Raw genomic sequence first — 22,971 nt, forward strand, 5'->3', positions numbered from 1 at the left:
GCAAAAAAAAATCCGGAAATCCTCACTTTCGTGGGCCTTCCAGACTTTTAAAACTACAGAAAATGGTGGGTCGTGTGGGATTCGAACCTACGACCAATTGGTTAAAAGCCAACTGCTCTACCAACTGAGCTAACGACCCTCTGTGTGGTGGCGCGTATAATACTGATTTTTAAGGACTATTCAACACCTAATTTCAAAAAAATCAAAAATAAGGTGTTGGATCGCTCACACCCGCCGCAGCGAAGCCTTCGGCACGCAGCCGGCAGCTGTCGCACTTGCCGCAAGCGCGCCCTTGATCGTCGGCCTGATAGCACGAAACGGTAAGCCCATAGTCGACGCCAAGGCTCACGCCCGCCTTGACGATTTCGGCCTTGCTGAGGTTTTGCAGCGGCGCCAGGATGCGGAAACCCTGTCCCTCTACACCGGCCTTCGTCGCCAGGTTGGCCATGCGCTCGAACGCCTCGACGAACTCCGGTCGACAATCCGGATAACCGGAATAGTCCACCGCATTGACGCCGATGAAAATATCCCGCGCCTCCAGCACCTCGGCCCAGCCCAGCGCGAGGGACAGAAACACGGTGTTGCGCGCCGGCACGTACGTCACCGGGATACCTTCGCTCGGCGCTTCGGGAACGTCGATGGCGCTGTCGGTCAGGGCCGAACCGCCAATGCCGTTGAGGTTCAGGCCGATGACTTTGTGCTCGACCACGCCCAGATCCCGGGCGACCCGTTCAGCGGCCTGCAATTCTGCACGGTGGCGCTGGCCGTAATCGAAACTCATGGTGTAGCAGCGATAACCTTCGGCACGAGCCATGGCCACGACGGTTGCCGAGTCCAGGCCGCCCGACAGCAGGATGACCGCGCGTTTTTCAGCAGTGGTTGAATGTTCAGTCATGTCAGCGCCCCGGCTCGTCGTTCCAAAGATATTTATGCAACTGCAATTGCAGGCGCACCGGCAAATTGTCCGCCACCACCCAATCCGCCAGATCCCGCGCATTGAGGTCGTGATGACTTGGCGAAAACAACACCTCGCCGGCTCGCTGGTCGAGTCCATGCTGGATCAGCTTGGACACCGCCCAGTCATAGTCTTCCCGGGAGCAGATGACAAACTTGACCTGGTCGTTGCGGGTCAACAGTTCAATGTTCTCGTAGCGGTTGCGATGGGCTTCCTTGGAACCAGGCGTCTTGAGGTCCACGACGCGACTGACGCGGGGATCGACCGCCGAGATATCCAGCGCACCGCTTGTTTCCAGGGAGACCTCATAGCCGGCGTCGCACAGCTGCTTGAGCAAAGGGATGGCATTGGGCTGCGCCAATGGCTCGCCCCCAGTGACGCAAACATAGCGCGGACGGAAGCCGGCCACTTGTTCGAGAAGATCGTCGAGGGTTCGCATTGTGCCGCCGCTGAAGGCATAGGCGCTGTCGCAGTACTGGCAACGCAACGGGCAGCCGGTGAGGCGCACAAAAACAGTGGGCAGCCCGGCCGTTCGCGTTTCACCCTGCAAAGAGTAAAAAACTTCGGTAATTCTCAATGTGTCTTGCATAGTCGCCACGGGCGTAACAGCTAAACAGGCTGTCCGCCTCCGTCAGGCACTTCGAGGAACCCCGCCAACGCGTAGATCCCAGGAAGCGTGTTTCATAAAAAGGGCGTGAATTCTAACGAAAAAACCCGCGACAGGCGCGGGTTTCTTCAAAGCAGGTCAAACAGCCTTACATGCGTTGCAGATCACGCTGGGCCAACTGGGCGGCGGAAGTCCCCGGATACTGGGCCACCACCTGCTGCAGAATGCCCTTGACCTTGTCGGTGTGACCGAGGCGGCGTTCTACGTCAGCGAGCTTGTACAGCGAATCCGGCACCTTGGCGTGCTTGGGATACAGCTGCGAAACCTTGGCGAACGCCTGGCCGGCGCCTTGCAGGTCGCCCTTGGCCAGGTTCACTTCGCCCAGCCAGTATTGGGCGTTACCCGAATATTGACTGTTGGGGTATTTGCGCAAGAAAGCGGTAAAGGCCTGGCTGGCCTTGTCGAAATCCTTGGCCTTGATCAGGTCGAAGGCAGCATCGTAATAGAGCTTTTCCTTCGCCGGATCCGCCGGTTCGCCACCGGCTGCAGGTGCTGCTGGAGCGCTAGCCCCAGCGCCTGCGGCTGCACCGGGGGCGTTCAAGTCGCCACCGGCTGGAGAATTCTCAGGAGTCGCGGCAGGTGCAACGCCGGTTCCTATGCGCCGATCAAGATCCTGGTATCGCTCCAGGCTTTCCTGCTTCATGCGCGACACTTCATTTTGCAGAACTTCAATCGCGCCTTGTTGGCGTGACAGTTGATCCTGCATTTGCTGCAGTTGGTTGAACAGCTCGCCCTGTGCCGAGACAGGGGCCGAAACCCCTCCCCCGGCATAGGCGCCGTTCGTACCGTAACCCGCAGGCGGATAGCTGCTCCCGCTATTGTTATAGCCGGAGTCGTTATCGACCACAGGAACCGCAGCCCACGCCGCAAGCGGCGCGAGGCTGAGAGCCAGGACAGTTACAGCACGACGGCACGTTCGCATGACGAATTACTTACGCAGTTCGACGCGACGGTTTTGAGCCCAGGACTGCTCGTCGTTGCCGGTAGCAACTGGACGCTCTTCGCCGTAGGAAACCAGTTCCAGCTGAGCTGGGGAAACACCTTGCAGAACCAGGTAGCGTTGAACGGCTTTCGCACGACGCTCGCCCAGTGCCATGTTGTACTCACGAGTACCACGTTCGTCGGTGTTGCCTTCCAGAACAACGCGAGCGCCGTTACCTTTCAGGTCTTTGGCGTGAACATCCAGAGCGCGCATGGCTTCTGGCTTCAGGTCCGAGCTGTCGTATTCGAAGTAGAAGGTGGTGATTGCGCGCAGAGCAGCTTCTTCGCTCAGGGAGCCGTCAACTGCACCAGTGTTAGCGCCGTAACCAGCGTTTGGATCAACAGCGCCTTCACCGGCGTTGTCGCCGCCTTTGGACGAGCAACCTACAGCTACAGCCATGGCCAGAGCCAGCGCAGCAAATTTACCAAACTTCAGCATTTCCATCGTGAAACTCCTAATGAACCCCAGTGTGTTAAGTAAAACGTATTGCGCCGCGTCAGTTCAGGTAAGGGGACCAGGACGGTTCTCTGACTTCGCCTTGAGCGGTAGGAAGCGGGAGCCTCACGCGTCCATTAATGGACACGAGCATCAAGACTCCCCGGCCCTGCTGGCGGGTGGCGTAGATTACCATGGTGCCGTTGGGCGCAACAGTAGGTGACTCGTCCAGAGTGCTATCAGTTAGGATTTTTACGCTACCGCGCTGCAAATCCTGGGCCGCCACCTTGAAATTGGTGAAACCGTCCTGGCGATGGATCATCACCAGGGTCTTTTCGTCCGCCGACAATTTAGGGTTGGCGTTGTAGTTGCCGACGAAAGTCACGCGCTCGGCACCACCGCCACCGGCGCTGGTCTTGTAGATCTGTGGCTTGCCACCGCGGTCGGAGGTGAAGTAGATGGTCGAACCATCCTTGCCCCAGAACGGTTCGGTGTTGATGCCAGGGCCATTGGTCACGCGCGAGATCGAGCGCGAAGCCAGGTTCATCACGTAGACGTCCGGGTTGCCGTCCTTGGACAGTACGAACGCCAGGCGCGAACCGTCCGGCGACCAGGCTGGCGCGCCGTTCAGGCCTTCGAAGTTGGTGATCTGCTCACGGCGACCGGTGTCGATGTGTTGCACGAAGATACGCGGACGCTTCTGCTCGAACGATACGTAGGCGATGCGCTTGCCATCGGGGGCAAAACGCGGCGACAGGATCGGCTCGCGCGATTGCAGCAAGGTCACCGCGCGCGCGCCGTCATAGTCGGAGCGTTGCAGGGTGTAGCGGGTGTTGTTCTCGGAGAAGCGCTCGGCCGTCACGTAAAGCATGCGGGTAGAGAACGCGCCCTTGATGCCGGTGAGTTTTTCGAACGACTGGTCGGAGATGTAGTGGGCCATGTCGCGCAGTTGGTCGACACTGCCCGATACGCTGCCGGTCAGCACTTGCTGCTCGGTGGCGACGTTGAACAAGGCGTACTGCACCTGCAGGCGACCGCCCGCCGGAACGATGCTGCCGACCATGATGTACTGGGCGCCCAGCGCCTTCCAGTCACGGTAGATGACTTCGCTGGCCTGGGTCGGCAGGCTGATCATGTTCTGCTTCGGAATCGGCGCGTAGTAACCGGAGTTACGCAGGTCGTTGCCGATGATCTCAGCCATGTCATCCGGCAAGACACTGCCGCCCTGCCAACCGAACGGAACGACGGCGATCGGCGTCGCCCGGTCGCTGCCGCTGGTGACCAGGATGTTCTTTTCCTCTGCTACCGCTATCCCTGCCAAGCAGCAGATAACGACGAGCATTGATCGAAGAAGGTTTCTCACAAGGCTAGATCCTCAGGTGTGAATGTCATCTTGAACGAACGATACGGAGCAAAATCGCTCGGCTTCATCCCTTGCATTTCCGTCAACCGCCCAATGTTCTTGACCGCCGCGACCGCCGAAGCGTCGAACGGACCATCGCCACTGGACTTGGCTACGCTGACCGAGGTAACCGTACCGTCGGGCAACATGCCGATTTGCAATACAACTGTCATGCCTTTGCGCGCCGAAGGTGGACGAGCCCAGCCTTCCGCCGCCCGGGCGCGAATCAGATCGTCGAAGCTACCGGCGACTTCATCGCCCTGCTCGTCGGCCAATGCCTGCTCGCGTTCCGGCGTGTCGGAAAGCAAATCTGCCAGGGCCTGGGCCTTTTTCTCTTCGGCGGATTTACGCGCTGCGTCCTGGGCCTTTTTCTTGGCGGCGTCGGCGGCGGCTTTCTTCTTCGCGTCTTCGGCGACTTTCTTCTTCGCCTCTTCAGCTTCAGCTTTCTTCTTGGCGTCCTCGGCCGCTTTTTTCTTCGCGTCCTCGACAATCTTTTTCTTCGCTTCTTCAGCGGCCGCTTTCTTGGCCTCTTCTTCAGCGGCTTTCTTGGCTTCTTCTTCGGCTTTCTTCTTGGCTATATCAGCCAATTGTTTCTCTTCTGCCTTCTTGGCCTCGGCGGCTTTCTTCGCGTCATCGGCTTTCTTGGCTTCGTCTGCCTTTTTAGCCTCGTCCGCTTTTTTTGCCTCATCGGCCTTTTTCGCTTCTTCGGCCTTTTGAGCAGCTTCCTCTTTCTTTTGTTCCGCTGCCCTTACGGCTTCCTGCTCGACCTTTTTCTGCTCCATCTGCTCGACTTCGGTCTGGCGCGCAGCGGATTTCTTCGCCTCGCCGGCAAGCTTCTGGTTGGTCTGCGTGGTGGCCTGGCTTTTGGACTTGAGCTGGTACAGGGTCGCCTGCACGATCGGCTTGGCCGGCGGCAGCTCCGGGGTCATGGCAAAGCTGACAAACAGCATGCCGAACACCAGCACATGCAGGCCGATTGCCAGAACACTGGGCCAGAAGTAGCTTTCCGAGGCGGACGGCTCTCGCTGTTGCTGCATCAGGGGGCCTCGGTGATCAAGCCAACATTACCGACCCCGGCTTTCTGCAGGCCGCCCATGGCGCCCATCACGGCGCCGTAGTCGACAGTCTTGTCGCCACGAATGAACACCTGCGTACGCTTGCCATTGCTGTTGCCGGCATTGATGATCTTGGTCACCGCGTCGGTCATCTGCGGCAAGGTCATGGCCCGGTCCTGCTGCTTCTCGGTGTCCACTTCGCTGCCAAGATTCCAGTAGTAGGTCTTGTCAGCCTTGATCGAAATGGTCAGTACCTGGGTGTTGTTGTCCTGCGGCAAGGCTTCGCTGGAAACCTTGGGCAGATCGACCTTCACGCCCTGATTGAGCATGGGCGCGGTCACCATGAAGATGACCAGCAGCACCAGCATCACGTCGATGTAGGGCACTACGTTCATCTCGGCAACCGGCTTGCGCTTGTTTCGGGCTCGAGCGATTAAAGCCATCGGGAAATACCTGCTTATTCTTCGCTGGTGTGCACTTTGCGGTGCAGGATCGCCTGGAATTCATCGGCGAAGGTGTAGTAGCGGCTGGTCAGCGTTTCGCTGCGGGCAGCGAAACGGTTGTAGGCGATAACGGCCGGGATCGCCGCGAACAGGCCGATGGCGGTGGCGATCAGTGCCTCGGCGATGCCCGGGGCCACGGTGGCCAGGGTCGCTTGCTGGGCGGATGCCAGGCCACGGAAGGAGTTCATGATCCCCCAGACGGTACCGAACAGGCCGATGTACGGGCTGACCGAACCGACGGTCGCCAGGAACGGCAAACCTTGTTCGAGCTTTTCTTCTTCGCGGGAGATGGCCACGCGCATCGCACGGGCCACGCCTTCCATCACCGCTTCAGGGTCGACGCCCGGTTGCTGGCGCAGACGGGAGAACTCCTTGAAGCCGGCGCGGAAGATCTGCTCGACGCCCGAATCCGGGTCCGGGTTGCTGCCGGCCTGGCGGTACAGCTTGGACAGGTCGATACCGGACCAGAAGCGCTCTTCGAAGCTCTCCAAGGCACGGCGACCGGCGCGCAGCATGTTGCTGCGCTGAAAAATCATGATCCATGAGGTCACCGATGCGGCTACCAGGGTCAGCATTACCAGTTGCACCACGACGCTGGCATTGCTGACCAGGCTCCACATGGAGGAATGGTCGACGACGTTAGCTTCCACGCTTTATCTCCTGCTCTGAGTGTGTACCCGCGCCGCTCACGCCGGCAAAGGCCGCGCGTAGAGCTTCGGGAATGGCCCGGGGTTTCAAACTATGGGTGCGCACACAGGCCACCAAAAACTGCCCTTCGCAGAGCAGCACATTATCCGCAGCGCGCCTGACCTGCTGCTTGAAGCGCAGGCTGACGCGGTTCAATTCGATGACATCGGCAGTCACCACAAGCTCGTCGTCCAGTCGCGCCGGCGCGTGGTAGCGCGCTTCGCTGGAATGCACGACGAATAACAGGTCCTCCCCTGCCAGCGCGGATTGGGCGAAACCCAGTTCCCGCAGCCGTTCGGTTCGAGCCCGTTCCATAAACTTGAGGTAATTGACGTAGTAAACGATGCCGCCGGCATCGGTGTCCTCGTAATAAACGCGACAGCGATGTGCGAACGACTCCAGCCCGTTTTGCGCGCGCATACTCTAGTGCTTACTCCTCAGGTTGCCAATCCGGCCAGGCAACTGTTTTTTCATTCTCGAACGCATTGACGCTCCAGGCGTGGTCTGGGACAGCACGAACTGAAAAAAAGTCGTCGTACAGCGCGCGCTCAATCGTCTACCGCATCGAGGAACTCGTCTACCACCGGCATCTCCCCCATTCGTGTCGGGATGTTTAAGCCGAAGTGCAGATAAGCATGACGCGTCACCACGCGCCCGCGTGGGGTGCGCATGATATAGCCCTGTTGGATCAGGTAGGGTTCCAGCACGTCTTCAATGGTGTGACGCTCTTCGCTGATGGCGGCCGCCAGGCTGTCCACGCCCACCGGGCCACCGTCGAATTTCTCGATCATGGTCAACAGCAGGCGCCGGTCCTGATGATCGAAACCGCGCTCGTCGATGTCCAGCAGGTTCAAGGCCAGGTCCGCGATCGGCTTGGTGATGTGGCCCTTGGCCCGGACTTCGGCAAAGTCCCGGACCCGACGTAGCAGGCGGTTGGCGATACGCGGTGTACCTCGGGCGCGCCGGGCGACTTCGTACGCACCGTCCGGGTCCAGCGGTAACCCGAGGATGCCAGCCGAGCGGCTGACAATCGTTGCCAGGTCGGCGTTGCTGTAGAACTCCAGGCGCTGGACGATGCCGAAACGGTCCCGCAACGGATTGGTCAGCATGCCGGCGCGGGTGGTGGCGCCCACCAGGGTAAAAGGTGGCAAGTCGAGCTTGATGGAGCGCGCCGCAGGCCCCTCGCCGATCATGATGTCGAGCTGAAAATCTTCCATGGCCGGGTACAGCACTTCCTCGACGATCGGCGACAGCCGGTGGATTTCGTCGATGAACAGCACGTCATGGGGCTCCAGATTGGTCAGCAGCGCCGCAAGGTCGCCTGGCCGCTCGAGCACCGGCCCGGACGTGCTCTTGATCGACACACCCATCTCCTGGGCAATGATATTGGCCAGGGTGGTCTTGCCCAAGCCCGGCGGGCCGAAGATCAGGGTGTGGTCCAGCGATTCGCTGCGCCCACGGGCTGCCTGGATGAACAGCTCCATCTGCTCGCGCACGGTCGGCTGGCCGATATAGTCGGCCAGGCTGACGGGGCGAATCGCGCGGTCCTGGACTTCCTCGCGGTCTCGGGGCGCGCCCGTGGCGGCAATCAGACGATCGGCTTCAATCACTTAAATCATTCCCTTCAGGGCGCGGCGAATCATGTCTTCGGTACTCAAGCCTTTTTCCTTGATCGCGGAAATCGCCTTGCTGGCTTCTTGAGGCTTGTAGCCCAGGGATATCAGCGCGGTGACCGCATCGTTTTCAGCACTGGCTGCCGGTGCGGGCGCATCCGGCTGGTTCGGAACGAGCGCGAACATTGCCGGCACGGCTTCCCAGGCCTTGAAGCGGTCCTTGAGCTCCACCAATAAACGCTCGGCGGTTTTCTTGCCGACCCCTGGCACCTTGGTCAAGGCCGAGGTGTCCTGGGACTGCACGCAACGAATCAGCTCGTCGACTTCCAGGCTCGACATCAAGGCCAGGGCCAGTTTCGGGCCAACACCGTTGAGACGGATCAACTCGCGGAAGAAATCGCGCTCGCGTTTGCCGACGAAGCCATAGAGTAACTGCGCATCCTCGCGCACGACCAGATGAGTGTGCAGCGTCAGCGGCTCACCGACCGACGGCAAGCGATACAGCGTGGTCATCGGCACCTCGAGCTCATAGCCCAGGCCGTTTACATCCAGAATCAGGTGCGGCGGCTGTTTTTCAGCCAGGGTGCCGCGCAAGCGTCCAATCACGTTTCAGATCCTTGGGCGTTGGCCAGCCACTGGCTGGCGAATAACAACACGAGCAGAAGGCCGACGACACAGGCGCAATTCGCTCGGGCTCATGAATGAAGCGCTGATGCTATCAGAGACGCAGGCGCCCGCCACGACTGCGTGCGGTTCCCAGGCCATGGGGCACCAGGCTGGAACGGGTGTGGGCATGGCAAATGGCGATGGCCAGGGCGTCAGAGGCGTCTATCTGCGGCTTGCTGACCAGTTTCAACAAGTGCATCACCATCATCTGCACCTGCTCCTTGTTCGCCGCGCCAGTGCCGACGACCGCCTGCTTGACCTGGGTCGCCGTGTATTCGGCAATCTCCAGGCTTTCCTCGGCGCCCGCCACAATGGCCGCCCCCCGGGCCTGCCCCAACTTCAGGGCGGAGTCGGCATTGCGGGCCATGAAAACCTTTTCGATGCCCATCGTCACCGGACCGTAGGTCTGGATGACTTCGCGCACGCCGCGATAAACAATCTGCAAGCGCTCGTGCAGCTCGCCCGCGCCGGTGCGGATGCAACCAGAGGCGACGTACACGCAGCCGCGACCGGTGTCGCGAACCACGCCATAGCCGGTGATGCGCGAACCAGGGTCGATACCAAGGATTAAAGTCATAACGCCTGCGGTTTGAAGGGGGTTACCTGGGCCTGTGGGAGCGAGCTTGCTCGCGATGGCGTCGGGTCAGCAAACATAGCGTTGGGTGATCTACCGCTATCGCGAGCAAGCTCGCTCCCACATTGATGATCGTGCAGTTACAACGAACCTATCAGCCGAGTTGTTCAGCCACCGACTCAGGAATATCAGCGTTGGAATAAACGTTCTGCACGTCATCCAGGTCTTCCAGCATGTCGATCAGCTTGAGCACTTTCTCGGCGCCTTCCAGGTCGAGTTCGGCGCTGGTGGTCGGTTGCATCACGATTTCCGCGTCGGCAGGCTTGAAACCGGCCGCCTCAAGGGCGTTGCGCACGGCATAGAAGCTGGCGAACGACGTGAACACGTCGAACGAACCGTCCTCGTGACCGACCACATCATCGGCATCGGCCTCCAGGGCCGCTTCGGTCAGGGCATCCTCATCAATACCCGGCGCGAAGCTGATCTGCCCCTTGCGCTCGAACAGATAAGCCACCGAACCGTCAGTGCCCAGGTTGCCGCCGCATTTGCTGAATGCGTGGCGCACGGCCGCGGCGGTGCGGTTGCGGTTGTCGGTCATGCATTCGACCATCACCGCCACGCCGCCCGGGCCGTAGCCTTCATAAGTCAGCTCCTCGACATTGTCGGCCTCGGTCGCACCGGCGCCACGGGCGATCGCTCGGTCGATGATGTCGCGACTCATGTTCGCGCCCAAGGCCTTATCCAATGCCAGGCGCAAGCGCGGGTTGGAGCCCGGATCGCCGCCGCCCTGGCGGGCCGCGACTGTCAATTCACGGATCCACTTGGTGAAGATCTTGCCTCTCTTGGCATCCTGACGTTCTTTGCGGTGCTTGATGTTCGCCCACTTGGAATGACCTGCCATAACTCGCTCCGGTTTTTCTCTGGAACATTGCCCGCCTTCGCGCATGCGCGGTAGCCGACAAGCAAAAATATCGACCCCAATGAAAAGGCGCATCCGAAGATGCGCCCTCTCAAGAGCCAGCCTTACTCAGCCTTTGGCTGTTCACGCAGACGAATGTGCAACTCGCGCAATGCCTTGGCATCCACGACGCCAGGCGCCTGGGTCATGACATCCGCCGCGCTCTGGGTTTTCGGGAACGCGATGACTTCGCGGATCGACTGGGCGCCGGTCATCAGCATCACCAGGCGATCCAGGCCGAAGGCCAGGCCACCATGGGGCGGCGCGCCGTACTTCAAGGCGTCCAGCAGGAAGCCGAACTTCTCTTCCTGTTCCGCTTCATCGATACCCAACAGGCGGAACACGGCCTGCTGCATTTCCTTGCGGTGGATACGGATCGAACCGCCACCCAGCTCGGTGCCGTTAAGGACCATGTCGTAGGCACGCGACAGGGCGGTGGCCGGGTTGGCCTCCAGCTCTTGTGGCGAGCACTTCGGCGCGGTGAACGGGTGGTGCAGCGCGGAGAAGCTGCCGTCCTCGTTTTCTTCGAACATCGGGAAATCAACGACCCACAGCGGAGCCCACTCACAGGTCAGCAGCTTCAGGTCGTGACCCAGCTTGATGCGCAATGCGCCCAAGGCTTCGCTGACGATCTTGGCCTTGTCGGCGCCGAAGAACACGATGTCGCCATCGACCGCGCCCACGCGATCGAGGATCACGTTGAGGTTGTCCTGCGGGATGTTTTTCACGATCGGCGATTGCAGGCCATCGACACCCGCCGCGCGCTCGTTGACCTTGATGTAGGCCAGGCCCTTGGCACCGTAGATGCCGACGAACTTGGTGTAGTCGTCGATCTGCTTGCGCGGCATGCTCGCGCCACCGGGAACGCGCAGGGCAGCGATACGGCATTTCGGATCGTTGGCCGGGCCGCTGAATACCTTGAACTCCACTTCCTTGAGCTGATCGGCCACGTCCACCAGCTCCAGCGGAATACGCAGGTCTGGCTTGTCGGAACCGTAGCGGCGCATGGCTTCTTCGAAGGTCATGTGCGGGAAATCGCCGAATTCCAGGTCCAGCACTTCCTTGAACAGGTTGCGGATCATGCCTTCGGTCAGGCCCATGATGTCTTTTTCATCGAGGAAGCTGGTCTCGATGTCGATCTGGGTGAACTCAGGCTGACGGTCGGCACGCAGGTCTTCGTCGCGGAAGCACTTGGCGATCTGGTAGTAGCGATCGAACCCGGCCACCATCAGCAGTTGCTTGAACAGCTGTGGCGATTGCGGCAAGGCGAAGAAGCTGCCGGGGTGGGTACGGCTCGGCACCAGGTAATCGCGGGCGCCTTCCGGCGTGGCGCGGGTCAGGATCGGCGTCTCGACGTCGAGGAAGCCGTTCTCGTCCAGGTAACGACGGATGCTGGTGGTCATGCGCGAACGCAGACGCAGCTTCTCGGCCATTTCCGGACGACGCAGGTCGATGAAACGATAGCGCAGGCGGGTTTCCTCGCCTACGTCGGAATATTCGTTGAGCGGGAACGGCGGGGTTTCCGCCTCGTTGAGCACTTCCAGCTCGTAGCCCAGCACTTCGATCATGCCGGACGCCATGTTGGCGTTGCCAGCGCCAGCCGGGCGCAGGCGCACCTTGCCGGTGATCTTGACGACGTATTCGCTGCGCACGCGGTCGGCGGTGGCGAAGGTTTCGGCGCGGTCAGGATCGAACACTACCTGGGCCAGGCCTTCACGATCACGGATATCGAGGAAAATCACCCCGCCATGGTCACGGCGACGATGGACCCATCCGCAAAGAGTAACTTCCTGACCTTCCAGGCTTTCGTTCAGTTGGCCGCAATAATGGCTGCGCATCATGGTAGTGGTTTCACTTCTCGTAATTCGAAATTCGGTTGGAGGCCCTGCCCGTGCAAGAACCCGCGCGTGTTCAACTCAGTCAGCCTTGTCGCCACCGGCCAGGTTCTTCTTGGCGCCGGTCTTGAAGTCGGTTTCATACCAGCCCGTGCCGCCGAGGCGGAAACCAGGCATGGACAGCATCTTTTTCAGCTCCGGCGCTTGGCAGGCGGGGCAATCGACCAGCGGTGCCGCGCTGATTTTTTGAATGGCTTCCATCTGATGACCACAGGAAGCACATTGATAGTCGTACATCGGCATGGGGGTTGTCTCGGCGATCAGGTTATTCACGCAAAGCCCGGCTTTGCGGCAAAGAGCGGGATTATATCCATTAAATGCGGCCTGTGCAGCCGTAAGACCGCACAGTCATTGCCGATAATATCGTTCAGCCAAGACCTGGATCACTCCCGTGCATTTCCTTCAGGCTGTGAACCACGCAGACAACGCGCACCAGCCCACTGAAATTACGCACGCCGCCATGACGCAGGTGGACCTCCCTGTCCACATGGGACAGCAAGGTGCTGACGGAGCAGCTGTTGAGCTGCGCCAGGTCACCGAGAATATCCCAATAGACCTGCTCCAGCCGCAGGCAGGTGGCGAATCCGTTGAGTCGGATGGAGCGGGCCAGCGGCCGCGCCAGTTGCATGTCAAAACCACTGACGAACGGGTCGATCTTCACGGACTGCGGTCGTCCGCGCACACTTTCCCTGGGGTCTTTTCCTTGGATCATACCGTTGACACTCCTTTGCCATACGAACCTCAGTCGGAACAACCGATCTGTGGTGCTATGGAAGCTCAACTGGATCGCCAGTTCCAGATGACTTTTTGACCATCAACGTAGGACAAGCCAACAGGGCGCTGGCGATGAATCATGCGTTCCTACACGCAGTGGCGGGCGATGACGCCAACGGCAGCACCATCGCCGGCCCGGGGCTTAGCGATCTTCCAGCAACGAACGCAACATCCACGCGGTTTTTTCGTGAACCTGCATACGCTGCGTCAACAGGTCGGCGGTGGGCTCGTCGCTGACCTTGTCCAATAAAGGAAAGATACCGCGAGCGGTGCGCGTCACCGCTTCCTGCCCCTCGACCAATTGCCGGATCATATCCTCTGCCGCCGGTACGCCCTCTTCCTCCTTGATGGAAGACAAACGCGCATACACCGAATAAGCGCCAGGCGCCGGGAAGCCGAGCGCACGGATTCGCTCGGCGATCGAATCCACCGCCAGCGCCAGCTCGTTGTATTGTTCTTCGAACATCAGGTGCAAGGTGCGGAACATCGGCCCGGTAACGTTCCAGTGGAAGTTGTGGGTCTTGAGGTACAGCACATAGGTGTCCGACAGCAGCCGCGAAAGTCCGTCGACGATGGACTTGCGATCTTCTTCGCTGATACCGATATCAATTGCCATGGTTGATCTCCTGACGATGGTGAATTCACTCTAGCGGGTGTCGCGGTCGATATCCTGCGACAAATCGCCAGCCATCCTGAACCGACAAGCTGGGACGTCGGACGGTTCCGGCAAGACGGTGAAAATTCAACATCCATTGCCCGTCGCCGGCAAGCGTCCCTCCCATGCCCCTGGCCGACGAACAGCGTGCCGCGCCTCTGTAACACGTTTGAGAAGGCCCCGGCTTTGCTGTTAAATAGGCAGTGTGTCGCTACGCCTATTTTTCAGGGCGTCGCGCATAGGCTGATCCGGGTGCGTGTTCCTACGCCTCTCATTTCTGGAGCGAACCGCCCCCGACCAGCTCTTCCTTGTGATCTGTCTTAACCGTGAGCCAATCAAAATGTTGAAAATCGTCCACTTGCTAATGGGCGCAGCTGCCCTGCTGCTGTCCTTCATCCCTAGCCTGGGTTCCGAAGCCACACCTTACCTGCAACATCCCGACGCGCTGTACCTGGCCTTTTTCGGCCTGCTCAACCTGACCCTGGCACCCGTCATCCCTTACTGGAACAAAGGTCCACGTCATCAACTGCAAAACCTTGTCAGCGGCTTGCTGGTACTGGCTGTTGCCTTGCAAACCCTGTCCCTGCTGGCGCCCATGCCGGAAATCGGCGGCCAACCCGCCATCCTGTCCAGCCTGGCCGCGGCATTGCTCGCTGTCTTGCTGCACCTGGCCGTCAGCTTCTACAAGAAGTCGTCGCCAGCGGCCGCATCACAGAACTACGACATGTCCAACCGCGATACCGGCACCGTGAAGTGGTTCAACACCTCCAAGGGGTTCGGCTTCATTTCCCGCGACTCCGGCGATGACATTTTTGTGCATTTCCGGGCCATTCGTGGCGAAGGCCACCGCGTTCTGGTCGAAGGCCAGCGCGTGGAGTTCTCGGTGATGCATCGCGACAAGGGCCTACAGGCCGAAGACGTGATCGCCGCGCTGCCGCGCCGCTGATCCGGGCGTAAAAAAACCGCGACGCAGCCTGGCTGCTCGCGGTTTTTTATCGACTGCCGTTCGGACCGATCAGTAATGCGGCGGTGGCGCGTCTTCCTCGAAGGATTCGAACTGCCCGGCCATTTCCTCCTGGCGCTTGAGTAGCGCCGCCATCTGCAGCTGCAAACGCTCAACGACTCGTTGCTGCTCCACCAGCACGTCATTCAATGCCTGGATAGTGTCATCCTGAAACGCCAGGCGGCTTTCCAGGTCTGTTACGCGCTCTTCAAGATTCATGGTCTCAGCCCTCCAGAAACTTGAAATCATCGGTCAACACCGCTCGCAACCGTTCGCGGATGGCCGCTACCTGCCCGGCATCATAAGGCTGGGCCGGGTGCTTGCCCCAGACCGGCGCCGGCCAGGCGGCATCCTCTCGCTTGCGTACGATCACGTGCATGTGCAATTGACTGACGACGTTACCCAAGGTTGCAACATTCAGCTTGTCGGCATCGAACGAGTCCTTGAGCGTTTCAGCCAGTGCCGTGGTTTCTTTCCACAACTGCGATTGATCAGCGTCATCCAATTGAAACAATTCACTGATATTTTCCCGTCGCGGCACGAGGATGAACCACGGGTAGTTCGAGTCATTGGACAAGAGCAAGCGGCACAGCGGGAAATCGCCGATGGGCAATGTGTCTTGTTGCAATCGTGGATCTAAGGCAAACACCGGCGTACTCCTCGCTCGTTGATCGATGGCCCGATGCGACGCCCTTCGGGCTGCCACCGGACGCAGGCCGCCAGCATACCTGTGAACGGCGCAACGTTCACTGCGCACCAATACCGGGCGCCCGGAATCGTAAAAGCGCATTTTGCAGCTAGCTGGCACAAGCGCTGTTCTCTTTTCGTCCAGCGTTGAGAATTTTTGCACCAAAACAGCACAATGCGTCTACGCTTTGTGATCGTGGCATCCGTGTTTTACCCACTGACGGGGTGAACCGGTAACGTTTTTGGTTGTCCCGCGAGGTTTATCGGCTTCAAACATGTCAGCTGCCCAGCAGTCAACCCCATTTAAAACAAGGCCTTTGGAGCCCGGTTTCATGAGGTTTCGCCGCAACCGCAGCTAAAATGTGAAAAAAATGTGAACGAAAACCGGGTTTGTGCATGCTTGTTGCATTCATGCCCATATCGCCTACAGGGCATCGCCGGACGCGAAACCTGCAGGCATGAGAATTAAAGTGGCAAGGCTGCCCTCAGGAGCTTCAAGCGTTGTACTTATGGACTCTTTACGCCGATGGTGGAAAAAAGAGCAACTTGAAGTTGTCTTCCACCTACCTCGGAGCAGCTGAATTACGACATGGATCGAGCCATTGGCGACATGGTCGTAAAGAAGCTGAAAGGTTGAATGGGCAAGTATCGCCAAAGAATGTCGGCGTGATATAAGTTTGCGCCGACACAAAAAGAAAGAGCCGCCCAGATAATAAAACAGGTGGGACGGCAGTACTCTTAAAACCAAAGGAGCAAATCACGATGCGCGTGATGAAGTGGAGCATGATCGCACTGGCCGTTGCTGCAGCAGCCAGTACTCAAATGGCCTCGGCCGCACCTTTCGTAAGTGACCAGTCTGAAGCCAAAGGCTTTGTCGAAGACGCAAAGTTCGACTTGCTGCTGCGCAACTATTACTTCAACCGTGATAACAAAAACGGTGGCGACGACCAGAAAGACTGGACCCAGGGTATCTGGGGCAACTTCAGCTCCGGCTACACCCAAGGTACTGTTGGCGTCGGCGTCGACGCATTCGGTTACCTGGCATTGAAACTGGACGGTGGCGACGGCACCGGCGGCACCGGCAACATGAGCCGCGACGCCGATGGCGATGTAAACGACAGCCAGGGCAAGGCCGGCGCAGCGATCAAATTCCGCGTCTCCAAGACCGAGCTGAAAGTCGGTGACATGCAGCCAAGCACTGCTCCAGTGTTTGCCGTTGGCGGTTCCCGTATCCTTCCTCAAACTGCCAGCGGTTTCCAACTGCAGAGCAGCGAAGTCAAAGACCTTGACCTCGAAGCCGGTCACTTCTACTCGGGTACCAGCCAGGATCGTAACTCCCGCAATGGCGGCCTGTACGCAACCTACGCTGGCGTCGAAGCCAACACCATCGACTACCTGGGCGGCAAATACGCGATCAGCGACAACCTGAGCGCATCGCTGTACGGCGCCAAGCTGGAAGACATCTGGAACCAGTACTACGCCAACCTGAACTACACCATCCCAATGGGTGGCGATCAGTCGTTGAACCTGGACGGTAACATCTACCGCACCACCGATGCCGGCAGCGCCGAAGCCGGTGACATCAGCAACACGACGTTCTCCCTGGCAGCTGCTTTCTCGTTCCTGAAAGCACACACCGTCACCGTGGCCTTCCAGAAGGTCAACGGCGACACGCCGTTCGACTACATCGGCGTGGGCAAGAACAACCGCGGCGGCGACTCGATCTTCCTCGCCAACTCCATCCAGTACTCCGACTTCAACGCACCTAACGAGAAGTCTGCCCAGGTCCGTTATGACCTGAAGATGGCTGAGTACGGCGTTCCAGGTCTGAGCTTCATGACTCGCTACGTCAAAGGTTGGGACATCGACGGCACCAACACCCCAACAGGCAGCGCTTACGCCGGCATCTACGGCGACAACGGCAAGCACAACGAAACCAACTTCGAAGCCAAGTACGTTGTCCAGTCTGGCCCAGCGAAAGACCTCTCCTTCCGCATTCGTCAAGCTTGGCACTACGCTAACGAAGACGAAGGCGAAGGCGACGTGAAAGAGTTCCGCCTGATCGTTGACTACCCGATTTCGGTTCTGTAATTGCCGAAAGTCAGTTTGCGGTAATCAAAAAAAGGCCCATCTTCGGATGGGCCTTTTTTATGCTCGCTACTTTTGGATGCCTGGTCGGATCCGACAAGCGAAGCGGTTACGCCGACGTGGATTCATGAACCATCCGAATCACGCGCTGCGGAAACGGAATATCAATGCCCGCCTCCTTCAAGCGGTCCCGCGCCTGTTCGTTAAGCATGAACATCACGTTCCAGTAATCCGCGGTCTTGACCCAGATACGCAGGGAAACCGTGATCGAGCTATCGCCCAAGGTCGAAATCACCGCTTCTGGCGCAGGATCAGCCAATACGCGCTCGTCCTTGGCCAACTCCAGCAATACTTCCCGAGCCTTTTGCAGGTCGGCCTGGTAATCCACGCCCACGTCGAACACGACTTTGCGGGTGGGCTGGCGATTGGTGTTGGTGATGATGCCGTTCGACAGGTTGCCGTTCGGCACGATAACTGTCTTGTTGTCACCGGTACGCAGCACCGTGTGGAATATCTGGATACTGTCGACCGTGCCGGCCACGCCTTGGGCTTCGATCCAATCGCCAATGCGGAACGGACGGAACAGCAAAATCAGCACGCCGCCGGCGAAGTTCGCCAGGCTGCCCTGCAAGGCCAGGCCAATCGCCAGGCCTGCCGCACCAATGGCCGCTACGAACGACGTGGTTTCCACGCCAATCATCGACGCGACGCTGACGATCAGCAATATCTTGAGGATGATGTTTGCCAGGGTACCGATGAACCCTTGCAAGGCGAGGTCGGCGTTGCGCAAAGCCAAAAGCGCCCCGAGTTTCTGCGTAACCTTGTTGATCAGCCACCAACCGATGGCCAGGGTAACGATTGCCAGCAGTACACGACTGCCGTACTCCATGATCATCGGTATCCAAGCCTGGGAAGCCTTGACCAGGTGGTCCACTTCAGCGTTCAAGTCCATCGTGTTCTCCTTTTTCCCGTTGCACGCAACACCCGTGCAAACACTGTGTGGCCAAACATCGCCTCCGCTGGTTACCCAGCAGCGCCTTTTTGATGGGTCGCTGCCTTACCGGCGGGAGCAGCATCTGGCCACTGTCATTGCGAACAGCCTGGTGTCAGTCGCGGAAGTTATTGAACTGTAGCGGCATGCCGAACTCCTTGCCGCGCAGCGCGGCGATGGCTTCCTGCAAGTCGTCACGCTTCTTGCCGGTCACCCGCACCTGCTCGCCCTGGATGGCGGCCTGGACCTTGAGCTTGGCGTCCTTGATGTGGGCAACGATCTTCTTTGCCAGTTCCTTGTCGATGCCTTCCTTGAGCACGGCTTCCTGCTTCATCAGCTTGCCCGACGCATAGGCGTCCTTGACTTCAAGGCACTGCACATCGATCTTGCGCTTGACCAGCGCCAGCTTGAGGATTTCGATCATCGCCTCAAGCTGGAAGTCGGCCTCGGCGGTCAGGTTGACAGTCAGATCCTTTTCCTTGAACTCGAAGCTGCCCTTGCCCTTGAGGTCATACCGACGGTCGAGTTCCTTGACGGCGTTTTCAACGGCGTTGGTGACTTCGTGCTTGTCCAGTTCGGATACCACGTCGAATGACGGCATGTAGTGTTCTCCAAATAAAAAGACGCGCTCATGACAAAGGCGCGCACTTGGCTTGTGGTTGAAATCGGGCTCATTATAACGGGTCTTTTCCCGCCTTTACCGCGAGCCCTTCAGATGCCTGCGCCAAACCGAGTAAAAAACTGATGTCCACCACCTGGCATGTCCTGGGAGCCGGCAGCCTCGGCACGTTATGGGCGACGCGCCTGGCCCGGGCCGGCCTGCCGGTGCGGCTGGTGCTTCGCAATGAAAAGCGGTTGCAGGCTTACCGCGAGGCCGGCGGCCTGACCTTGGTGGAACAAGGCCAGGCGCAGTGCTACCCGGTGCCCGGCGAAACCGCGCAAGGCACCGAGCCTATTCAGCGGCTGCTCCTGGCTTGCAAGGCCTACGACGCGGAAGCAGCCGTGGCTTCGATTGCCCATCGACTGGGCGCCGAGTCGGAACTGATCCTGTTGCAGAACGGCCTCGGCAGCCAGGACGCCGTGGCGAACCGCGTGCCCCAGGCCCGCTGCATCAGCGCTTCCAGCACCGAAGGCGCGTTTCGCGATGGCGATTGGCGCGTGGTGTTCGCCGGCCACGGCTTCACCTGGCTGGGCGATCCGGCCCAGCCGGTGGCACCGGTCTGGCTGGATGACTTGGCCGCCGCCGGCATCCCCCATGAATGGAGCGCCGATATCCTCACCCGCCTTTGGCGCAAACTGGCCCTCAACTGTGCGATCAACCCACTCACGGTACTGCACCATTGTAAGAACGGTGGCCTGCAGGACCACCGCTGCGAAGTGGCGACCCTTTGCGCCGAACTCACCGACCTGCTTGAACGCTGCGGCCAGCCTGCGGCGGCCGAGGACTTGCAGACGGAAGTCGAACGGGTGATCCAGGCCACCGCCGCCAATTATTCCTCGATGTACCAGGACGTCGCCAACCAGCGGCGCACCGAAATCAGCTACCTGCTCGGCCATGCCTGCGCGGTCGCCCAGCGGCATGGCGTAACGGTGCCGCATCTCGGACAAATGCGCGAGCGACTGATCGCCCACCTGCACAACCTTGGATTGCCCAGCGACTGAGCAGCGGCTACGCTGGCCCTCGTGTTCCTTGTTAGCGACGAGTCCGATGCCATTGCGCCAGCGCCTTGAAAATCTACCGGTCGGCCAGAAACTGCTGGCGGCCCTGTTGGTGTTGTTGACCACCGTTTTGCTGGTGGCCAACCTGACTTTCATCAGCGCGGCCTATTACATTTCCCAGGAAAGCATGGCCCCCCAGGCGTTGCAGACCATTGGCCGGCTGGTGGCCAACCCGAGCCTGATCGCCGACGCGCTGCAATCGCCGCAAAGCGCCCAACGCCTGCTCGATGAGCTCAACAGCTACGCCCCGCTGCGAGCAGCGGCACTCTACGATGGACAAGGCGAACGGCTGGCCCAGCTGCAACAGGGCGAAAAACTCAGGCTGCCGGAACATTTCCGCCACATGCAAACCTGGCAGGCCGGCGAGTTCCGCAGCAACCAGGTCATTACCCTGCCCCGTCCCGGCACCACGCCGGGCCATCTCTTGTTGGTCGCCAGCAGCGAATTGCCCACCGCGTTCTACACCGGCACGTTGACCGCCAGCCTCGGCATCCTCATCTTCAGCGTGCTGCTGTGGCTGGTCATTGCCCAGCAGATCAAGCGGCTGATCACCCAACCGATCCACCAGCTCGAAGAGTTGTCGCGCCAGGTGACCCGCGAGGAAAACTATTCCCTGCGCGCCGCCCGGGGCAACCACGACGAAATCGGCAGCCTGGCCGAGGCGTTCAACACCATGCTGTCGCGCATCGAAGCTCGCGAACAGCAACTCAAGCGAGCCCGTGACGATTCCCAGGCCGCCTATGACCAAGCCCAGGGGCTGGCGGAGGAAACCCGCCACACCAACCGCAAGCTGGAACTGGAAGTCCAGGTGCGCAGCAAGATCGAGAAAAAACTCACCGGCTTCCAGAACTACCTCAACAGCATCATCGACTCCATGCCGTCGGCGCTGATCGCCCTCGACGAACAGCTCTACGTCACCCAATGGAACCAGGAAGCCAGCGCGCTCTCAGGCACACGATTGGACGAAGCGCTGAACCAGCCGATCTTCCTCGCCTTCGAACCGCTCAAGCCCTATCTGCCACAGCTCAAGCAGACGGTAGAGCAGCACACCGTGGCCAAGATCGAGCGTGTCACCTGGACCAAGGACGACGAAGCCCGGCATTACGCCCTCACGTTCTATCCGTTGATGGGCGGTGCCGGGCGGGGCGTGGTGATCCGTATCGATGACATTACCCAGCGCTTGTCGCTGGAAGAAATGATGGTGCAATCGGAGAAGATGCTCTCGGTCGGTGGCCTCGCGGCGGGCATGGCCCATGAGATCAATAATCCGCTCGGAGCGATCCTGCACAACGTGCAGAACATCCGCCGACGCCTGTCGGCGGAACTGCCGAAGAACCTCGAACAGGCCGAGCAGTTGGGCATCGAGTTGCCGGTGATCTACCGTTACCTGGAGAGCCGGGAAATCCCGCAACTGCTCGACGGCATCCAGCAGGCCGGTGCCCGGGCCGCGAAGATCGTCACCCACATGCTCAGCTTCAGTCGACGCAGCACCCGGCAGATGGCCCCCTGCGACTTGCCCGCTTTGATCGACCAAGCCGTCGAGATTGCCGGCAACGATTTCGACCTGGCGATCGGTTTCGACTTCAAGGGCCAGGCCATCATCCGTCAGTTCGACCCGAACCTGGGGCCGGTGCCCGGCACCGCCAACGAACTGGAGCAGGTGCTGCTCAACCTGCTGAAAAACGCTGCCCAGGCCATCCATCAGCGCCAGGACGACGGCGAGCCCGGCCGTATTATCCTGCGTACCCGGCTGAATCCACCGTGGGCGGAAATCCAGGTCGAGGACAATGGCATCGGCATGAGCGAGAACGTGCGCAAACGCACCTTCGAACCGTTCTTTACCACCAAGGAAATCGGCCAGGGCACGGGCCTCGGGCTGTCGGTCTCGTATTTCATCATCACCAACAACCACAAGGGCCAGATGGAAGTGCAATCCGCGCCAGGCCAGGGCACTTGCTTCACCCTGCGCCTGCCGCTGGCGGGCACTTCGATCGTGGCCCAGGAACACAAGCAAGTGGAGCGCTGAACAATGGGTTTTCGCCTGTCGAAGATTTACACCCGCACCGGTGACAAAGGTGAAACCGGGCTGGGGGATGGTCGCCGCGTGGCGAAGGACCACCCGCGGGTCGAGGCGATCGGCGAAGTGGATACGTTGAACAGCCAGTTGGGCCTGTTGCTGTCCGGTCTGGCCGAGGAAACGGCCCGGCATCCCGCGCTGGAAGACGTCATCACGGTGTTGGCGCCATGTCAGCACCGCTTGTTCGACCTAGGCGGTGAATTGGCGATGCCCGCCTATCAAGCGCTTAACGTGGCGGAAGTCGAACGGCTGGAAGCGGCGATTGACAGATGGAACGAGGAATTGGGTCCGCTGGAGAACTTCATCCTACCCGGCGGCTCGACGCTGATCGCCCAAGCCCACGTCTGCCGAAGCATGGCCCGCAGCGCCGAGCGTCGTTGCCAGCAATTGAACGCAGTGGAGCCGCTGGCCGGGCCGGGGCTGGCCTACATCAATCGATTGTCGGATCTGTTGTTCGTGGCCGCGCGGGTCATTGCCCGGCGCCAAGGGGTGGCTGAGGTACTTTGGGAGGCGGCGGCCAAGCCTGGGGGCTGATCTGTCAGTCCGCCATCGCGAGCAAGCTCGCTCCCACAGGGGTTTTGTGAC

26 protein-coding genes and 1 tRNA gene are annotated in these 22,971 nt (G+C 59.8%); 5 read left to right on the forward strand and 22 right to left on the reverse strand.

Annotated elements, in window-relative coordinates; genetic code table 11:
* Positions 1-63: 63 nt before the first annotated feature.
* The 18 genes from DOCECA_RS16505 to DOCECA_RS16590 all read right to left on the reverse strand — a co-directional run bounded on the left by DOCECA_RS16505 (position 64) and on the right by DOCECA_RS16590 (position 13,782).
* Positions 64-139: transfer RNA gene (locus DOCECA_RS16505), tRNA-Lys, on the reverse strand.
* A 63-nt stretch (positions 140-202) separates the two neighbouring features.
* Positions 203-895, reverse strand: coding sequence for a 7-cyano-7-deazaguanine synthase QueC (queC, locus tag DOCECA_RS16510; protein ID WP_420765252.1), 693 nt, complete (start codon positions 893-895; stop codon positions 203-205).
* 1 nt (position 896) lies between these two features.
* On the reverse strand, positions 897-1,544 hold the full coding sequence (gene queE, locus DOCECA_RS16515; RefSeq protein ID WP_420765253.1) for a 7-carboxy-7-deazaguanine synthase QueE: 648 nt from the start codon (positions 1,542-1,544) through the stop codon (positions 897-899).
* Positions 1,545-1,710: 166 nt separating this feature from the next.
* On the reverse strand, positions 1,711-2,544 hold the full coding sequence (ybgF, locus tag DOCECA_RS16520) for a tol-pal system protein YbgF (protein ID WP_420765254.1): 834 nt from the start codon (positions 2,542-2,544) through the stop codon (positions 1,711-1,713).
* 6 nt (positions 2,545-2,550) lie between these two features.
* Positions 2,551-3,048, reverse strand: a complete 498-nt coding sequence (pal, locus tag DOCECA_RS16525) for a peptidoglycan-associated lipoprotein Pal (RefSeq protein ID WP_042121796.1) — start codon at positions 3,046-3,048, stop codon at positions 2,551-2,553.
* A 52-nt stretch (positions 3,049-3,100) separates the two neighbouring features.
* Positions 3,101-4,402: a Tol-Pal system beta propeller repeat protein TolB gene (gene tolB, locus DOCECA_RS16530; protein ID WP_039591701.1), complete on the reverse strand. Its 1,302-nt coding sequence runs from the start codon at positions 4,400-4,402 to the stop codon at positions 3,101-3,103.
* Complete coding sequence (tolA, locus tag DOCECA_RS16535) at positions 4,399-5,478, reverse strand: cell envelope integrity protein TolA (protein WP_045156747.1); 1,080 nt, start codon at positions 5,476-5,478, stop codon at positions 4,399-4,401. The genes tolB and tolA overlap by 4 nt, the downstream gene beginning before the upstream one ends.
* Positions 5,478-5,930, reverse strand: a complete 453-nt coding sequence (gene tolR / locus DOCECA_RS16540) for a protein TolR (protein WP_162254906.1) — start codon at positions 5,928-5,930, stop codon at positions 5,478-5,480. Before tolR ends, tolA begins: the two co-directional genes overlap by 1 nt.
* A 23-nt stretch (positions 5,931-5,953) precedes the next feature.
* Positions 5,954-6,649, reverse strand: a complete 696-nt coding sequence (tolQ, locus tag DOCECA_RS16545) for a protein TolQ (RefSeq protein ID WP_030140798.1) — start codon at positions 6,647-6,649, stop codon at positions 5,954-5,956.
* Positions 6,639-7,106, reverse strand: a complete 468-nt coding sequence (ybgC, locus tag DOCECA_RS16550; protein WP_030140799.1) for a tol-pal system-associated acyl-CoA thioesterase — start codon at positions 7,104-7,106, stop codon at positions 6,639-6,641. Before ybgC ends, tolQ begins: the two co-directional genes overlap by 11 nt.
* A 128-nt stretch (positions 7,107-7,234) precedes the next feature.
* Positions 7,235-8,296 (reverse strand): Holliday junction branch migration DNA helicase RuvB, encoded by a 1,062-nt coding sequence (gene ruvB / locus DOCECA_RS16555; RefSeq protein ID WP_175363048.1) that lies wholly within the window; start codon positions 8,294-8,296, stop codon positions 7,235-7,237.
* Positions 8,297-8,905, reverse strand: coding sequence for a Holliday junction branch migration protein RuvA (gene ruvA / locus DOCECA_RS16560; RefSeq protein ID WP_039591695.1), 609 nt, complete (start codon positions 8,903-8,905; stop codon positions 8,297-8,299).
* 112 nt (positions 8,906-9,017) lie between these two features.
* The gene (gene ruvC, locus DOCECA_RS16565) at positions 9,018-9,542 is read right to left on the reverse strand and encodes a crossover junction endodeoxyribonuclease RuvC (RefSeq protein WP_434648728.1); all 525 of its coding nucleotides are present in this window, start codon (positions 9,540-9,542) and stop codon (positions 9,018-9,020) included.
* Positions 9,543-9,693: 151 nt separating this feature from the next.
* Entirely contained in the window at positions 9,694-10,440 is a 747-nt protein-coding gene (locus tag DOCECA_RS16570; protein WP_434560327.1) for a YebC/PmpR family DNA-binding transcriptional regulator, read from the reverse strand.
* Between the two features lie 122 nt (positions 10,441-10,562).
* A complete protein-coding gene (aspS, locus tag DOCECA_RS16575) occupies positions 10,563-12,338 on the reverse strand; it encodes an aspartate--tRNA ligase (RefSeq protein WP_434701667.1) in 1,776 nt (591 codons plus the stop codon).
* 75 nt (positions 12,339-12,413) lie between these two features.
* Complete coding sequence (locus DOCECA_RS16580; RefSeq protein WP_003178589.1) at positions 12,414-12,635, reverse strand: FmdB family zinc ribbon protein; 222 nt, start codon at positions 12,633-12,635, stop codon at positions 12,414-12,416.
* A gap of 124 nt (positions 12,636-12,759) precedes the next feature.
* Positions 12,760-13,104 carry a ribbon-helix-helix domain-containing protein gene (locus tag DOCECA_RS16585; protein ID WP_434560329.1) on the reverse strand — a complete coding sequence of 115 codons (345 nt, stop codon included), beginning with the start codon at positions 13,102-13,104 and terminating at the stop codon, positions 12,760-12,762.
* Positions 13,105-13,308: 204 nt separating this feature from the next.
* Positions 13,309-13,782 carry a Dps family protein gene (locus DOCECA_RS16590; RefSeq protein ID WP_039591690.1) on the reverse strand — a complete coding sequence of 158 codons (474 nt, stop codon included), beginning with the start codon at positions 13,780-13,782 and terminating at the stop codon, positions 13,309-13,311.
* A 379-nt stretch (positions 13,783-14,161) separates the two neighbouring features.
* Here DOCECA_RS16590 and DOCECA_RS16595 point away from each other — a divergent pair, with 379 nt between their 5' ends.
* Positions 14,162-14,767, forward strand: a complete 606-nt coding sequence (locus DOCECA_RS16595) for a cold shock domain-containing protein membrane protein (RefSeq protein WP_420765259.1) — start codon at positions 14,162-14,164, stop codon at positions 14,765-14,767.
* Positions 14,768-14,836: 69 nt separating this feature from the next.
* Here DOCECA_RS16595 and DOCECA_RS16600 read toward each other — a convergent pair whose 3' ends face one another.
* Entirely contained in the window at positions 14,837-15,043 is a 207-nt protein-coding gene (locus tag DOCECA_RS16600) for a SlyX family protein (RefSeq protein ID WP_420765260.1), read from the reverse strand.
* A 4-nt stretch (positions 15,044-15,047) separates the two neighbouring features.
* Complete coding sequence (locus DOCECA_RS16605) at positions 15,048-15,473, reverse strand: HIT family protein (protein WP_420765261.1); 426 nt, start codon at positions 15,471-15,473, stop codon at positions 15,048-15,050.
* A gap of 800 nt (positions 15,474-16,273) precedes the next feature.
* Between DOCECA_RS16605 and DOCECA_RS16610 the strand changes: the two genes are divergently transcribed.
* Entirely contained in the window at positions 16,274-17,602 is a 1,329-nt protein-coding gene (locus DOCECA_RS16610; RefSeq protein ID WP_445570808.1) for an OprD family porin, read from the forward strand.
* A gap of 106 nt (positions 17,603-17,708) precedes the next feature.
* On the opposite strand, the gene DOCECA_RS16615 is transcribed toward DOCECA_RS16610, so the two are convergent.
* Together DOCECA_RS16615 and DOCECA_RS16620 are read right to left on the reverse strand one after the other, a co-directional pair.
* Positions 17,709-18,551, reverse strand: a complete 843-nt coding sequence (locus DOCECA_RS16615; RefSeq protein ID WP_420765263.1) for a mechanosensitive ion channel family protein — start codon at positions 18,549-18,551, stop codon at positions 17,709-17,711.
* A gap of 154 nt (positions 18,552-18,705) precedes the next feature.
* On the reverse strand, positions 18,706-19,191 hold the full coding sequence (locus DOCECA_RS16620; protein WP_003205057.1) for a YajQ family cyclic di-GMP-binding protein: 486 nt from the start codon (positions 19,189-19,191) through the stop codon (positions 18,706-18,708).
* 143 nt (positions 19,192-19,334) lie between these two features.
* On the opposite strand from DOCECA_RS16620, the gene DOCECA_RS16625 reads away from it, so the two are divergent.
* Genes DOCECA_RS16625 through DOCECA_RS16635 form a run of 3 tightly spaced genes read left to right on the forward strand, consistent with a single transcriptional unit; the run spans position 19,335 to position 22,920 of the window.
* Positions 19,335-20,252, forward strand: a complete 918-nt coding sequence (locus DOCECA_RS16625) for a putative 2-dehydropantoate 2-reductase (RefSeq protein ID WP_434560333.1) — start codon at positions 19,335-19,337, stop codon at positions 20,250-20,252.
* A 46-nt stretch (positions 20,253-20,298) separates the two neighbouring features.
* A complete protein-coding gene (locus DOCECA_RS16630) occupies positions 20,299-22,335 on the forward strand; it encodes a sensor histidine kinase (protein ID WP_434648736.1) in 2,037 nt (678 codons plus the stop codon).
* A 3-nt stretch (positions 22,336-22,338) separates the two neighbouring features.
* Complete coding sequence (locus tag DOCECA_RS16635) at positions 22,339-22,920, forward strand: cob(I)yrinic acid a,c-diamide adenosyltransferase (protein ID WP_434701662.1); 582 nt, start codon at positions 22,339-22,341, stop codon at positions 22,918-22,920.
* Positions 22,921-22,971: the final 51 nt, after the last annotated feature.

It is taken from the genome of Pseudomonas sp. E102, from assembly GCF_052660185.1.

Coding starts and splice junctions, on each gene's coding strand:
- queC (WP_420765252.1), bottom strand. CDS start 895: ATGACTGAACATTCAACCACTGCTGAAAAACGCGCGGTCATCCTGCTG.
- queE (WP_420765253.1), bottom strand. CDS start 1,544: ATGCAAGACACATTGAGAATTACCGAAGTTTTTTACTCTTTGCAGGGT.
- ybgF (WP_420765254.1), bottom strand. CDS start 2,544: ATGCGAACGTGCCGTCGTGCTGTAACTGTCCTGGCTCTCAGCCTCGCG.
- pal (WP_042121796.1), bottom strand. CDS start 3,048: ATGGAAATGCTGAAGTTTGGTAAATTTGCTGCGCTGGCTCTGGCCATG.
- tolA (WP_045156747.1), bottom strand. CDS start 5,478: ATGCAGCAACAGCGAGAGCCGTCCGCCTCGGAAAGCTACTTCTGGCCC.
- ybgC (WP_030140799.1), bottom strand. CDS start 7,106: ATGCGCGCGCAAAACGGGCTGGAGTCGTTCGCACATCGCTGTCGCGTT.
- ruvC (WP_434648728.1), bottom strand. CDS start 9,542: ATGACTTTAATCCTTGGTATCGACCCTGGTTCGCGCATCACCGGCTAT.
- DOCECA_RS16570 (WP_434560327.1), bottom strand. CDS start 10,440: ATGGCAGGTCATTCCAAGTGGGCGAACATCAAGCACCGCAAAGAACGT.
- aspS (WP_434701667.1), bottom strand. CDS start 12,338: ATGATGCGCAGCCATTATTGCGGCCAACTGAACGAAAGCCTGGAAGGT.
- DOCECA_RS16580 (WP_003178589.1), bottom strand. CDS start 12,635: ATGCCGATGTACGACTATCAATGTGCTTCCTGTGGTCATCAGATGGAA.
- DOCECA_RS16585 (WP_434560329.1), bottom strand. CDS start 13,104: ATGATCCAAGGAAAAGACCCCAGGGAAAGTGTGCGCGGACGACCGCAG.
- DOCECA_RS16590 (WP_039591690.1), bottom strand. CDS start 13,782: ATGGCAATTGATATCGGTATCAGCGAAGAAGATCGCAAGTCCATCGTC.
- DOCECA_RS16595 (WP_420765259.1), top strand. CDS start 14,162: ATGTTGAAAATCGTCCACTTGCTAATGGGCGCAGCTGCCCTGCTGCTG.
- DOCECA_RS16600 (WP_420765260.1), bottom strand. CDS start 15,043: ATGAATCTTGAAGAGCGCGTAACAGACCTGGAAAGCCGCCTGGCGTTT.
- DOCECA_RS16610 (WP_445570808.1), top strand. CDS start 16,274: ATGCGCGTGATGAAGTGGAGCATGATCGCACTGGCCGTTGCTGCAGCA.
- DOCECA_RS16615 (WP_420765263.1), bottom strand. CDS start 18,551: ATGGACTTGAACGCTGAAGTGGACCACCTGGTCAAGGCTTCCCAGGCT.
- DOCECA_RS16620 (WP_003205057.1), bottom strand. CDS start 19,191: ATGCCGTCATTCGACGTGGTATCCGAACTGGACAAGCACGAAGTCACC.
- DOCECA_RS16625 (WP_434560333.1), top strand. CDS start 19,335: ATGTCCACCACCTGGCATGTCCTGGGAGCCGGCAGCCTCGGCACGTTA.
- DOCECA_RS16630 (WP_434648736.1), top strand. CDS start 20,299: ATGCCATTGCGCCAGCGCCTTGAAAATCTACCGGTCGGCCAGAAACTG.
- DOCECA_RS16635 (WP_434701662.1), top strand. CDS start 22,339: ATGGGTTTTCGCCTGTCGAAGATTTACACCCGCACCGGTGACAAAGGT.